Source organism: Achromobacter sp. ESBL13, from assembly GCF_036668755.1.
GTDB lineage: Bacteria > Pseudomonadota > Gammaproteobacteria > Burkholderiales > Burkholderiaceae_B > Achromobacter.
The window spans coordinates 1,859,699-1,872,734 of sequence record NZ_JAZEVT010000001.1 but is presented as its reverse complement, the minus strand read 5'-3'; the positions used below and the strand labels follow the sequence as shown (position 1 = coordinate 1,872,734).

Sequence of the window (13,036 nt, the reverse complement as noted above, 5' to 3'; positions counted from 1 at the left end):
GCCGGCTGCGCAAAGACCTACAAACGATGGACAAGACTAAGCAAAACAAGGGAAAAACATGACTGACGCGACGCTGCCGCCACTGACGAAACGAAGCTACGCCTACGAGTGGTACGTCGTCGTGATATGCATGCTAGCGTACATATTTTCCTTCGTCGACAGACAGATCCTGGCGCTGATGATCGAACCGATCAAGCACGATCTGCGACTGTCCGACACGCAATTCAGCCTGCTGCACGGCTTGGCATTCTCGCTGTTCTACGCCGTCATGGGCATCCCCATCGCCTTGCTGGCCGACCGCTATTCGCGCCCGAGGATCATCGCCATCGGCGTGGCGTTCTGGAGCCTGGCAACCGCCGCCTGCGGCCTGTCGCGCAGCTTTGCGCACATGTTCCTGGCGCGCATCGGCGTGGGGGTGGGCGAGGCCGCCTTGTCGCCCGCCACCTATTCCATGCTTAGCGATATGTTCCCGCGCGACAAGCTGGGCCGCGCCGTCGGCATCTATTCGATCGGCTCGTTTATTGGTGGCGGCATGGCGTTCCTGATCGGCGGCTATGTCATCAACCTGCTCAAAAGCGTGGACAGCGTGGTGGTGCCGTTGGTCGGCGCGATGCGACCGTGGCAGGTCACGTTTTTCATCGTGGGCTTGCCGGGTCTGCTGGTGGCGCTGCTGATCCTGCTGACGGTGCGCGATCCGCGGCGCTTGGGCTTGCGCCGCAACGCAGACGGCCACGCGCCCAAGCCCACGGTGGCCGACACGTTTCGTTTTCTGGGCCGTCATCGCCGCACATTCTTTTGTCACTACCTGGGCTTTTCGTTCTATGCCATGGTGCTGTTTGCCTTGCTGGGCTGGACGCCCGCCTTCTACATGCGCAAGTTCGGCATGTCGCCGGTGGATGTGGGGTACATGCTGGGTGTGGTGGTGCTGGTGGCCAATACGGCGGGCGTTTTTTGCGGCGGCTGGCTGATGGACGGGCTGGCCCGACGCGGCTATCGCGATGCGCCGATGCGGGCGGGCGTGATCGGCGCGGTAGGCATGGCGCTACCGGCCGTGGCGTTCACCCAGGTGGACAGCTTGGCGGCGTCGGTGGCGCTGTTGCTGCCGGCAATGTTCTTTGCGTCCTTTCCCATGCCCACGTCCACGGCGGCGATGCAGATTCTGCCGCCCAACCAGATCCGCGCGCAGGTGTCGGCGCTGTTCCTGCTGATCTCCAATTTGACCGGCCTGGGGTTGGGGACGACGGCGGTGGCGTTGTTGACCGATCGCTTGTTCAAAAGCCCGGCGGCGGTGGGGCAGTCGTTGTCGTTGCTGATCGGCGTTGCCACCGTGCTGTGCGTGCTGCTGCTGGCGGCGGGATGCGCCAGTTATCGGCGCAGCCTGGGGCAAGAGGAATCGCGCGGGGAAAACGGGGTCAGTTCCGCATTTGCTCCCCGACCCCGTTAAAACTGTTTCAAGGGATCACGGTGGGCGGGGGGCGATTCGCCACCGGCCCATTCCTGGCCGATAATGCCCGCTTTACGCCAAAAGCCGGACCCCTCATGCCCAGCGTTACCCGTCGTCTGCCCGTTTCCTTGTTTGTCTGCCTGACGGCGATCCTTGCGGGATGCAGTTCGCCCAAGCCGGCTTACGAAAGAGAAGACTTCGCGCAAAACGATGTGTTCTCGCGCACCTTCCCCTCGGCCAGCACCACCGCCTGCGATGCGGGCCGGCGTGCCCTGCTCAGCCAGGGCTACAACATCGACCGCTTCGACCCGGCCCGCGTGTCCGGGCACAAGAACTTCCAGGGCGAGGACGGGCTGCACACGCAGATCAATTTCAATATCGACTGCGCCTCGGACGGCAGCGCCAACCAGCGCGCCACGGTGTTTGCCAACGCGGTGCAAGACCGCTATTCAATCAAGCGCACTTCCAGTTCGGCCAGCGTGGGCGTCAGCGTGCTGGGTCAGGTGTCGATGCCGTTCGGCTCCAGCGACGACTCGCTGGTCAAAACGGCCAGCCAGACCGTGTCGCGTCCGAAATTCTACGAAGGCTTTTTCCAGCTGTTGCAGCGCTTCCTGCCCGACGCGGAAGCCGCCGCCGCCCCGCATGTGCCGCCAAGCCCCCGCGCCCGCGCGTCGCAAGCCAAGCCGCCCGCGCCGCCTGCCGATCCGGTCGTGTCCCCGGACGCGCCCGCCGACACCTTGAATCCCGCTGCGGCGAACGGGCCGTCGGGGCCAGGCGCCGGCAGTGACAAGGCCGGTGACAAGGCCGGTGACACGACCACGCAAAAGCCCGCCGTGGACACGCCCCACGCCGCGCCGGCATCCACACCGGGCAATACTCCAACCGGCACGCCGCCCGCCGCGGCCGCCACGTCTCCGGCGTTGCCGGGGCCGGGCGCGTCGATCTCGACTCCGTCAGCGGTCAGCCCGTCCGCTGCACCGACCGGTGCGACCTCCAGCGCTACGACCAGCGCCACGGCCGGCGCCACGACCAGCGCCACGACCAGCGCCACGGCCGGCGCCACGGCCGGCGCCGGGGGCCCAGCCACGGCTGCGACCGCCGGTACCACGACGGGCTCCACCTTCACTGTCAGCGGCGCCGCTGCCGGCCCCGCAGCGTCCGTGTCCTCCACCGGCAACTGAGCCCTGACGCGCACGCCGGACCCGGCGTGCACGCCGGCGCGCTCTCCGGCATGTCATCTGGCCTGTCATCCGCCGCGACCGACATGCCGCCGCGGCCGACTACTGCCCGCCGCTGCATCCGGCGATAATGCCGGCCATGACTTATCAACTGCTGAAAATGGCCCACGTGGCCGCCGTGGTGGCCTGGCTGGGGGGCTCGCTATTTGTTTCGCTGTTCCTGCTGTCGTCAGCGCCGCAAGAGGGCGATGAAGCGCCCAAGGAACGCAAGATGCTTGGCGCGCTGCGTCGTTGGACCTTATGGGTGACCACGCCCGCGATGGTCGTGTCGTGGCTGATCGGCCTGCATCTGGCGATGACATTCGGCTGGTTCGCCATGAACTGGATCTGGGTCAAGGCAGGTTTCGCCTTGGCGCTGTCGGCGCTGCTTGGCATCCAGAGCGCGTCGTTGCGTCGCATGGCCAACGGTACGCTCAAGCGCCCGCCGATGGTGGACTTCTACGCGCCGTTCACCGTCATTGCCTGCGGCGTCATCGTGACGCTGGTGCTGGTGAAGCCGTTCTGACGGTGGCGCGCAATATCGACCCCGGCTTGTAATAAGGATTCAACCAAGTCGTCGTTGGCGCACGGCTGCCGGCTGCCTAGAATCGTCTGTCCTGTCCGCGCACGCTTTCCATTGCACGGACGTATCCGCGCAAGACCGCGAAGGCGATTCGATCATGACAACCCGCACTGTCCAGACCGACGCGGGCCGGGAAGACGGCAACGCGTCGCCACGCAAGCCCAGCCACCGAAGCTGGCTCCGGGCGCTGCTTGGCGCCGCGCTGGATGCGGCGTCGATGTTTCATGGGCCGGATTTTCCGGCGGACCCCAGCGCTTTCAACAACAAGCGTCCGCGCCAAGCTTCCCGCCACTGACGGGCGGCTGCGCGCCGGCAGCGCCAGGTGGCGCTACGGCAGCACCGCTGCAACACCAAGGCAACACCAAGGCAACACCAAGGCAACACCACGGCAACACCACGGCAACACCAAGGCAACACCAAGGCAACACCACGGCACCGCTATGGCAGCGCCGAGAACAAATTGGCCAACTGTTGCTTGCCCAGCTTTTCCTGTTCGGTCGCCATGGTGTTGATGGCCGCCATATGCGCGTAAAAGCGCTTCAGGTCATCGTCGCGTTCAAACATCAGTTCGTCGTGATCCGCGTACCAATACTGGCGGTTGTCGTCCAGCAGCGTGATCATCTGGCCAAACTCTTGCAGGATGCGCGTTTCCAGCAGCCACACCTTGCCCAGGCTGTCGCTGCGGCGCGCCAGCGTAGAGGTCAGCGTCGCCATCATTTTCTGTTTTTCGGGTTCCCGAATGGCCAGCGACCGGATCAGCTCCGGCATGTCTTTCAACACCTGCATGCTTTGATCGCGGTATTTCGGCACCAGCCGTTCGGCAAGCTCAAGAATCATGCGGCTTTCCACCAGCCCCGTGTCCAGCGCCAGCCGATGCGCGTCCAGCAGCCGGGGCATGCCGATGTCTTTCAGCTCATTCAGATAGGCCTTGTGCTGCGCGACGCGCTCGCTGGCCACGGTTTTGATCGCGCGTTCCAGCTCGCCGTAAAAGCCTTTCGCCTTGGGGGTGGGGTCGATGGAGGGCAGGTTGTCCGGCACGCCGTCGCCGCCCGTCACCATCTGGTTAAGCGTGTCGGCCACCTTGCGGATTTCAGCGGTAGCGACTTTTTCTTCCGCGCGTTCGCCCATCCGGTTCCAACCCACGGCCAAGCCCAGCGCCAGCAGAATCAGCGCGGCCCCCGTTAGCAAGCGCCGGCTGTCACGACGCACGCGCAAGCGCCTGAAAAGCGTAAGGGTGTCTTCCTGCGGAGTCATGGCGCACCAAGATTGGGGTCATAGGGCATGAATGTAGTGAGCGGGCCAGCACGCGTCAACGCGCGCCGGTAGCGGTAACGGTCTGGCGAGGGTCAACGGCCGGTCCGCGGCCGCTCTACGGCGGGTCTACGGCCGGTCCAGCGCCGGTCTACCGCAAGTGCCGTGCCGGCCTCGCCCGCCGGGCGTTATGACGCGGCGGCATCGCGCCGCCACGCCGCCCATTCGCCTTCGCCTTCAAAGTGGCGGGGGCCGCGCGCCGCGGTGGCCAGCCCCTCTTGCAGCACGCCCATGTCCAGCCCCGGCAGGTTGCGGAGCAGTGCGGGCGGCAAGTTCCTGGCGTCAAGCAGGCGCTCGTCCAGAATCACCCGCATCATGTCGCCGTCGTCACAGCGCACCCATAGGTACCAAAGGCTTTCCATGTAGTCGCCGGACCAGGGGTCGGGGTATATCGCGGGGCGAAACGAGAAGCCGAATTCGTGCACGTCCGCCCAGGCCCAGTGCTCTTGCAGGCCTATCGCGCGCGCCAGTTCGCAGTGCCGGGTGAAGCCGGTGTCGTCAAAGCTGACCGACTGCCGGAATGGGTCTTCCACGGGGGGCGGACCGGACAGAAAGCGCTTGATGCGTGACCACATGGGATAGGGGATGGGAATCGGGGAAGGAAATCGGGGAAGGAAATCGGGGAAGGAAATCGGGGAAGGAAATCTGGGGAAGGGAATCGGAGAAGAAACTCGGGCGCGCGCGGGCTGGCCGTGCCAGGGACGTTTACGGGAGTGTAGCGGGCGCACACTCATGTAATAAATGTTACAACGTTTGATTCTCGTCAATCCCATGCGGTCTACAAGCGGGTAGGGTGGCGCCTTGCCTCTTGGGGCGTCCCGTAACGGGGCGACACCGGCGTGGGGCAGACGACCAGCGCAGCCAGGACAGGATCGATGACAGACAAGACACCGCAAGCAGCCTCCAAGCAAGACATTGCCGTGACACCGCGCAAGCGCGGCACCGCGTCGCCCGGCGCCAAGCGAAGCGCCGCAATCGCCAAGGCGGCGGGGGCCGGCCCGGCGACGAAGACGGCTTCCAAGGCGCGTTCCAAAGCAACTTCCAAAGCGACCTCCAAAGCGACCTCCAAAGCGACCTCTGAGACGGCTTCCCGCCCCGCCATCAAGCAGCCTTCCGAGCACACTCTGCTGGCGCGCAAGAAAGTCGTGGCGCGTGAAGACGCTGCTCGCCAGGAAGCGGTGTCGGTGCTGGCTGACATTGCGCGGCGCTACAACGTGGTGCCACAGGCGCAAGCCCACGAGGCGCTGCGGTCCGTTATTGAAGAACTGTCGCCCGATGACGCACGCGCCGTGCATCGCGCCTTGCTGGAGGCAAACGCGCAGGCCCCGGCCGTGCGCCGCAACCCCGACGAAGAGCTGGCGACGGACTGGCGCGACGGCATCTATCCGTATCGCAACCGCATGCTGCGCCGCAACTACGAAAAGCAGAAATACCAATTGCAGGTCGAACTGTTGAAGCTGCAAGCCTGGGTAAAAGCGACGGGCCAGCGCGTGGTGATCCTGTTTGAAGGCCGCGACGCGGCGGGCAAGGGCGGCACCATCAAACGCATGATGGAACATTTGAACCCGCGCGGCGCGCGCGTGGTGGCCCTGGAAAAGCCGTCGGACACGGAAAAAGGCCAGTGGTATTTCCAGCGCTACGTGCAGCATCTGCCCACCGCCGGCGAGATCGTGATGTTCGATCGGTCCTGGTACAACCGCGCGGGTGTTGAGCGCGTGATGGGCTTTTGCACGCAGCAGGAATATTTGGACTTTCTGCGTCAGGTGCCCGACTTTGAACGGCACCTGGTGTCCAGCGGCATCCACCTGGTGAAGTTCTGGTTTTCGGTCAGCCAGGAAGAACAGCGCCGCCGCTTCCTGCAACGCAAGGTGCACCCGCTGAAGCAGTGGAAATTAAGCCCCGTGGACCTGGCGTCGCTGGACAAATGGGACGATTACACGCGCGCCAAAGAGGCGATGTTCGCGCATACCGATACCGCGGACGCGCCGTGGATCGTGGTCAAGTCGGACTGCAAGAAGCGCGCGCGGCTGAACGCCATGCGCTATGTCTTGAGCCGCCTGCCGTACGAAGGCAAAAGCGCCGAACCCGGCCTGGCGCTGGACCCCTTGATCGTGGGCCGCGCGCTGTAAGCGCTTAGCCGCCCAGCGCGGCCAGGTTCAACGTGTGGCTATGCCCGATCCACACCGCGCAATCGCGGTGGTCGCGCAGCGAATCGCCCGTGTTCGGATGCATGAATACGTCCAGCGCGCCGTGGTTCAACGTCAACCACGTGGCGATCTCGGCCAAGTGCGTGGGGCCGAAGGCAATCTGATAGCTCCATTGCGGGTGCGGGCCGACGGGGCGCTCATGGAAGCGCCCCATTTCCATCTTGCCGTCGAAGTGCACCACCACGCGTTCGCGTAACGCAAACGCGGCATCGCGGCTGGCCGCGTCGAAGTACACATGGGCGTGCCAGCTGGTCACGCCGCTTACTGCCAGATCGTTCATGGTTGTCTCGTTGATTCAGCCGCCGGCGCGCTTGGCGCGATGGCCGCTGGTAGTCAGCACTTCGATGATGCGTGCGCAGTGGTCGCCCTGCACTTCGATCACCCCGTCCTTGACCGTGCCGCCCGACCCGCAGGCCGTGCGCAATTGCTTGCCCAGCACGGCCAGCGCCATCGGGTCCAGCGCCAGGCCCCGCACCACGGTCACGCTTTTGCCACCCCGGCCCTTGGTCTCGCGTGACACGCGGGCAACGCCGTCGCCCGCCGGTGCGCCGCGCGCCGCCGCCTGGCATTGGCATTGCGCCAGTGGCTGGCGGCATTGCGGGCACATGCGGCCGCTTTCGGTGGAATAGACCAGCCCGCCGGTGGTTGCGCGCTTCATCACTTGCCCCGCATCAGGTCGATCAGGCGGCGGTCACGCTTGGTGGGCCGGCCGGTTTCGATGCCCAGCGCGGGCTCTGGCGCCAGCCGCCGCATTTCCGCCGCGCGTTCGCGGGCGGCGATGCTGTCCGGCGTTTCCTCATACAGCAGGCGTGCCACCGGCGCGGGGCCGCGCACGCCGCTGACCGCAACCACCTTCACCTGTAGCGCCGGGTCTTCCTTGCGGATGGTGATGCGGTCGCCGGGCGCGACCTCGCGCGACGGTTTGGCGGCCTGGTCGTTCACGAAGACGCGACCCTTGCCGATCTCTTGCACGGCCAGGCTGCGCGTCTTGTAAAAGCGCGCGGCCCATAGCCATTTGTCGAGTCGAATCTTGTCCATGTTGCTGCTCTTTGCGTGGGTTCTAGCCAAGCCGCAATCATAGCGCCGGGATGCAGGCACAAAAAAAGCGCCCTTTGGGGCGCTGGGGTGCTGCGGTGTAGCGGTGCTGGGTTGCAATGCTGTGTTGCTGGGTTGCAGTGCTGTGTTGCTGTGTTGCTGTGTTGCTGTGTTGCTATGTTGCTATGTTGCTATGTTGCTGCGTTGCGATGTAGCGGTGCAGCGATGTAGCGGGCCAGATGGCCCGCCCCGCTTTTAATCCAGTTTCAGATTGGCTTCGTTCACCACGCGCTGCCATTTGGCAATTTCGGCGCGGCGGAACGTGTCCAATTCGGCCGGCGTCGAACCGATGGGCTCCGCGCCGATACCCGCAAGCTGCTCGGCGATGGCCGGATCGCGCAGCACCTTGGCCAGCGCTTGCGACACCTTGTCCACAATGGCCGGCGGCGTGCCGGCGGGGGCGAACACGGCGTTCCATTCGTACGTCTCGTAGCCCGGCACGCCGGATTCCGCGATGGTGGGCAAGTCGGGCGCCGTCTTGGACCGTTCCAGCCCGCCGACCGCCACCGCGCGCAGCTTGCCGTTCTTCACGTGTTGCCAGGCCGAGCCCATGCTGGCGAACATGACGGGCACCTGGCCCGACATGACGTCGATCATGGCCGGGCCGCCGCCCTTGTAGGCCACGTGCTGCAAATGCGTCTTGGCCAGCAGGTTGAACAATTCCCCGGCCAGGTGCTGGGCCGACCCCGGGCCTGCCGACGCGAAGTACACCTGCTCTTTCTGTCCGGGCTGGCCCAGCCTGATCAGGTCGGCCACCGACTTCACTTCGTACGACGGCGTGACGACCAGCACGTTGGGCACGCGCAACAGCAGCGACACGGGCGCGAAAGCGCTCAGCGTATCGAACTGCATCTTGGAATGCAGCGCGGGATTCTGCGCGTGGTTGGACGCGTCCAGCATCAGCGTGTAGCCGTCGGGCTGCGCCTTGGCGACAACCGCGCCGCCGATCATGCCGCCCGCGCCGCCGCGGTTTTCGATGACCACGGGCTGGCCAAGTTCGGCGGCCAGCTTGGGGCCGATCAGGCGCGCCACCACGTCTACCGTGCCGCCCGGCGGGTATGTCACGACCAGCGTGACGGCGCGTTCGGGGTAGGCGGCGGACGCGGTAGCGCCCGCACCCGCCAGCAGGCCGGCGGCGGCCAGCATCGCGCTGTTACGCGCCAGACGTTTGATGAAGGGGGTCATGATTTGTCTCCTGGGAGGTGGATCTGGTTTTGGTTTTGGGTTTCGCCTTGGGACTGGCCTTGGGTCTGGGCCTGGGTCTGGCTTTGGGTCTGGCTTTGGGTCCGGTCTTGGATCTTGAATAGCTGCATCGGCGTGTCCGCCAGCACGATGCGTCGCTGCGTGGCGTCGTCGATCCACGCGTCCAGCCACTGCGTCGCAGCGGGGTAGGACGCCAGGTGGCGGTGTTCGGTGTGGGGCCAGTCGCTACCCCACAGCAACCGCTTGGCCGTATAGGCGGCCAGCAGCAGCTGGGCAGCCTGACGGCCGGCAACGCCGTAATCGGGGATGCCCGGGCGAAGGGCGAGGCCGGTGAGCGCGGACGGGGCGGTGGGCGCGTTGGCATCGGCGCGGTCGGCACTGTCCGCTACCGGCCAATTGCGGTAGGGCGCCGACAGCTTCACCCATACCTGCCCGCTTTTGGCCTGTTGCAGCAGGTAGGCAAAGCCCGGGTCCGACACGCCCAGCGCCGGGTCAGGCCGACCGAAGTGATCGACAACCACGCGGCAGCCCGCTGCCAGCAACGCGGGCAACACGTCGCCGAGCCGGCCCGCTTGCACGTGCACCTCAATATGCCAGCCCAGCCCGTTTACGCGCGCCAGCAAAGCCTGCCAGTGTGGGGTTTGCAGCTCGGGCGTGGGCAGGCCGATCAGGTTCAGCCGTATGCCCACGACACCGGCGTTGGCCAACGCCTGCAACTGCGCGTCGCTGGCTTCAGGGGACACGACGGCCACACCGCGCAGGCGCTGCGGGGCCGCGCGCAACGCTTGCACCAGGTGGCTGTTGTCGGTACCCAGGAAGCTGGGCTGCACCAGTACGCCGTGGCTCATTCCATAGGCGTCCAGCAACGCCAGGTACTGCTCCAGCGTGGCGTCGTAATCGGGGGTATGGCGGCGGGTGTCCGCCAGCGCCAGGCCTTGCCGGAAAACATGGGCATGGGTGTCGACGGCAACGCCAAGGGGGGGCGGGGGCAACGCGGTCTCCTGTCTTATGCGCCGGCGTGGCCGCGCGCTGTTCTATGAGGCGGATTCTAGGCAGCGCGGGTATAGTTTTCTATTGGCTAAAGCCGCTTTTTATATATCGGAACAATATGGAAACCCGGCATTTGCGGTATTTTCTGGCGGTGGTGGACCATGGCAGCGTCAGCCGCGCGTCGGAATGGCTGGGCATCGCACAACCCGCGCTGAGCCAGGCCCTGGGCCGCATGGAAAAGGACCTGGGCGTGCGTCTCTTCGACCGCTCGCGCCAAGGCGCCGCGCCCACGCCCGCCGCGCTGGCCATCCTGGAAGACGTGCGCATCAGCGTGGCCCGCATCGACGCGGCGGCCCATCGCGCGCGCGAGATCGGGCGCGGCAGCGCGGGGCAGTTGACCGTGGGGCTGGTGTCGTCCGCGCTGTTCGACACGCTGCCGCGCGCGTTACGCGAAATGCGTCGGCAGGCGCCGGGCGTGCGGGTGATCCTGCGCGAGATGAGCAACGCCGAGCAGGCGGATGCGCTGCAAACCGGCGAAATCGATATCGGCCTGATGCACACGCCTGTCGCAGTGGGCGGACGCATGCGCGAACGTCAGCTGCTGCGCGACCGGCTGGTGGCGGCGGTGCCGGACGAGTTCGATGTGGCGGCCGATGGCACGGTAACGATGGCGCAAATTGCACAAGCCGGCCTGGTGATGTATCCGCAAGCGCAATTGCCGGCGTTCTATGCCGGCATCATGGACGCGATGCGCAAGGGCGGCCATGCGGTGCAGGTCGCGCAAGAGGCCAACCGCACGCTGACCGTGTTGTCGTGCGTGGCCGGCGGTTGCGGCGTGGCGCTGTTGCCCAGCTGGATCCGTACGATGAATTTTGGCGGCGTCCGTTTTTGCGAAGTGCGCGATGGACAGGCGCTGCCCAGTTTCGACCTGAGCGCCATCTGGCCCGCCCGATCCGTGCCCACGCTGGCCGACGTCTTCGCCAATCTGGACCTGGGCAGAGGCTGATTTCCGCCCATCTTTCAATGCGCCTTCAGTTGCCCCGCCAGAACGCTTAAGCGACGCTTAAAGCGGCAGTTTTCGTGGAACCCGGCGCACGCCTCCCGTCTAACCAGAAACGGTTTCGAATGGGGTGCGCCAATGGATCTGAACTGGCAGCAGCAGTTGATGGAAAGCGCCATCTGGCTGGCGCAAGCGTTTGGCATCACGGCCGTCGTGCTGGTGGCCGTGGCTGTCGTGCTGGCACGCACGACGGATTGGGGGCAAAAATTTTGGCGCCTGGCGTGGCCGTATCTGACGCCCCGGCGCAGTTGGCGGCCGCTGCTGATGCTGGCGTTGTTGCTGCTGTTGGCGATGGCCGCCGTGCGCATGACGGTGCTGTTTTCGTTTTGGTACAACGGCTTCTACAGCGCGTTGCAAGCGCTGGACCAAAGCGCGTTCTGGCGCTTCCTGGGCATCTTTTCGGTATTGGCCTGTGTGCATGTGGTGCGCTCGCTGGCGGACAGCTACGCGGGCCAGGCCTTCGACATACACTGGCGCGTCTGGCTGAACGACCGCCTGACGCACGACTGGCTGGGCGCGGGCGCGTACTACCGAGGCCACTTTGTTGAAGAACCGGTCGACAACCCCGATCAGCGTATCGAGCAAGACATCGCCATGTTCGTGACGGGCTCGCGCACGTTGGCCATCGGCGCGTTAAGCGCGATGGTGTCGCTGGTGGCGTTCACGGGCATCCTGTGGGGGCTGTCCGGGCCGCTGACCGTGGCAGGTGTCGAAATTCCCCGCGCGATGGTCTTCGTCGTGTTCCTGTACGTAATCGTCGCGACCTGGTTTGCCTTCAAGATCGGCCGACCGCTGATCCGCCTGAATTTTCTGTCTGAACGATTGACGGCCAATTTCCGCTATGCGCTGGTGCGGCTGCGCGAGAACGCCGAAAACGTCGCGTTCTATCAAGGCGAAGCCGTAGAAAGCCGGAACCTGTTGCAGCGGTTTTCCGCCTACATCGTCAACCTGTGGGCACGCGTGTACCGGGGCTTGAAGTTCGACGGTTTCAACTTGTCGGTCAGCCAGGTGGCCGTGGTGTTCCCGTTCATCTTGCAGGCCCCACGCTTCTTCAGTGGCGCCATCAAGCTGGGTGACGTGATTCAAACGTCGCAGGCGTTCGGGCAGGTGCAGGATGCGCTGTCATTCTTTCGCACGTCGTACGACACCTTTGCGCAGTACCGCGCCACGCTGGACCGTCTGAACGGTTTTTTGGATGCCAACGAAGCGGCGCGCGCGTTGCCGACGGTGCATACCGAACCCTTGCCCAACGGCCTGGACATTGACGGCGTCACGGTCAGGCGGCCTGACGGCAGCACCTTGCTGCGCGAGTTGACGCTGCGCCTGCGGCCGGGCCAGACCCTGCTGATCAAGGGGCCGTCGGGCAGCGGCAAGACGACGTTGCTGCGTGCGCTGGCGGGCTTGTGGCCGTATGCACAGGGCCGGGTGCGGCGGCCGGAAGGAGCGCTGGCGTTGTTCCTGTCGCAGCGGCCGTATCTGCCGCTGGGCGACCTGCGCAGTGCCGTGGCGTATCCCGGACACGCACAGCCGCAAGACGATGCGCGCCTGGCGCAGGCGTTGCATCAGGTCAACCTGGGCCACTTGAGCCAACGCCTGGACGAGGCCGCGGATTGGTCGCGCATCTTGTCGATTGGCGAGCAGCAGCGCGTGGCCTTTGCCCGCGTGCTGTTCAACCGACCGGCCATCGTGTTCCTGGACGAAGCAACATCCGCTACCGACGAAGGCCTGGAACATTCGCTATACAGCCTGCTGCGCAGCGCCTTGCCCGATTGCATGCTGGTCAGCGTGGGCCATCGCAGCACGCTGGACCCGTTTCACACGCACCGGCTGCAACTGGACGGCGCGGGCGGCTGGACGATGGGACCGATCGGACCGATGGACCCGTATGGCCCGCCGCAGGCGGCGGCGCTGCGCGAGGCGGCGTGA

General features: G+C 65.5%; 14 protein-coding genes. 7 read left to right on the top strand and 7 right to left on the bottom strand.

What is annotated here, in order from left to right; translation table 11 throughout:
• Positions 1-58 precede the first annotated feature (58 nt).
• From V6F88_RS08320 to V6F88_RS08305, 4 genes are all read left to right on the top strand, one after another.
• Positions 59-1,444 (top strand): spinster family MFS transporter, encoded by a 1,386-nt coding sequence (locus V6F88_RS08320; RefSeq protein WP_332608813.1) that lies wholly within the window; start codon positions 59-61, stop codon positions 1,442-1,444.
• Between the two features lie 95 nt (positions 1,445-1,539).
• Positions 1,540-2,625, top strand: coding sequence for a DUF2242 domain-containing protein (locus V6F88_RS08315; RefSeq protein WP_332608812.1), 1,086 nt, complete (start codon positions 1,540-1,542; stop codon positions 2,623-2,625).
• Between the two features lie 136 nt (positions 2,626-2,761).
• Positions 2,762-3,187, top strand: a complete 426-nt coding sequence (locus V6F88_RS08310) for a CopD family protein (RefSeq protein WP_223264877.1) — start codon at positions 2,762-2,764, stop codon at positions 3,185-3,187.
• A gap of 154 nt (positions 3,188-3,341) precedes the next feature.
• Complete coding sequence (locus V6F88_RS08305) at positions 3,342-3,539, top strand: hypothetical protein (RefSeq protein ID WP_332608811.1); 198 nt, start codon at positions 3,342-3,344, stop codon at positions 3,537-3,539.
• Between the two features lie 143 nt (positions 3,540-3,682).
• Here the strand turns inward: V6F88_RS08305 and V6F88_RS08300 are convergent, their stop codons facing one another.
• The gene (locus V6F88_RS08300; RefSeq protein WP_332608810.1) at positions 3,683-4,453 is read right to left on the bottom strand and encodes a hypothetical protein; all 771 of its coding nucleotides are present in this window, start codon (positions 4,451-4,453) and stop codon (positions 3,683-3,685) included.
• 230 nt (positions 4,454-4,683) lie between these two features.
• The gene (locus V6F88_RS08295) at positions 4,684-5,130 is read right to left on the bottom strand and encodes a hypothetical protein (protein WP_332608809.1); all 447 of its coding nucleotides are present in this window, start codon (positions 5,128-5,130) and stop codon (positions 4,684-4,686) included.
• A gap of 300 nt (positions 5,131-5,430) precedes the next feature.
• On the opposite strand from V6F88_RS08295, the gene ppk2 reads away from it, so the two are divergent.
• On the top strand, positions 5,431-6,684 hold the full coding sequence (ppk2, locus tag V6F88_RS08290) for a polyphosphate kinase 2 (protein ID WP_332608808.1): 1,254 nt from the start codon (positions 5,431-5,433) through the stop codon (positions 6,682-6,684).
• Between the two features lie 4 nt (positions 6,685-6,688).
• Here ppk2 and V6F88_RS08285 read toward each other — a convergent pair whose 3' ends face one another.
• The 5 genes from V6F88_RS08285 to V6F88_RS08265 all read right to left on the bottom strand — a co-directional run bounded on the left by V6F88_RS08285 (position 6,689) and on the right by V6F88_RS08265 (position 10,052).
• Positions 6,689-7,042, bottom strand: coding sequence for a DOPA 4,5-dioxygenase family protein (locus V6F88_RS08285; RefSeq protein WP_332608807.1), 354 nt, complete (start codon positions 7,040-7,042; stop codon positions 6,689-6,691).
• Positions 7,043-7,057: 15 nt separating this feature from the next.
• Positions 7,058-7,420 (bottom strand): translation initiation factor Sui1, encoded by a 363-nt coding sequence (locus V6F88_RS08280; protein ID WP_046805363.1) that lies wholly within the window; start codon positions 7,418-7,420, stop codon positions 7,058-7,060.
• Entirely contained in the window at positions 7,420-7,800 is a 381-nt protein-coding gene (locus V6F88_RS08275; RefSeq protein ID WP_046805362.1) for an RNA-binding S4 domain-containing protein, read from the bottom strand. Before V6F88_RS08275 ends, V6F88_RS08280 begins: the two co-directional genes overlap by 1 nt.
• Before the next feature lie 252 nt (positions 7,801-8,052).
• Positions 8,053-9,042 carry a tripartite tricarboxylate transporter substrate binding protein gene (locus tag V6F88_RS08270; RefSeq protein WP_332608806.1) on the bottom strand — a complete coding sequence of 330 codons (990 nt, stop codon included), beginning with the start codon at positions 9,040-9,042 and terminating at the stop codon, positions 8,053-8,055.
• Positions 9,039-10,052: an amidohydrolase family protein gene (locus V6F88_RS08265; protein WP_332608805.1), complete on the bottom strand. Its 1,014-nt coding sequence runs from the start codon at positions 10,050-10,052 to the stop codon at positions 9,039-9,041. Before V6F88_RS08265 ends, V6F88_RS08270 begins: the two co-directional genes overlap by 4 nt.
• Positions 10,053-10,168: 116 nt before the next feature.
• Between V6F88_RS08265 and V6F88_RS08260 the strand changes: the two genes are divergently transcribed.
• Both V6F88_RS08260 and V6F88_RS08255 read left to right on the top strand, forming a co-directional pair.
• Complete coding sequence (locus tag V6F88_RS08260; protein WP_332608804.1) at positions 10,169-11,056, top strand: LysR family transcriptional regulator; 888 nt, start codon at positions 10,169-10,171, stop codon at positions 11,054-11,056.
• Positions 11,057-11,188: 132 nt separating this feature from the next.
• Positions 11,189-13,036, top strand: a complete 1,848-nt coding sequence (locus V6F88_RS08255) for an ABC transporter ATP-binding protein/permease (RefSeq protein ID WP_332608803.1) — start codon at positions 11,189-11,191, stop codon at positions 13,034-13,036.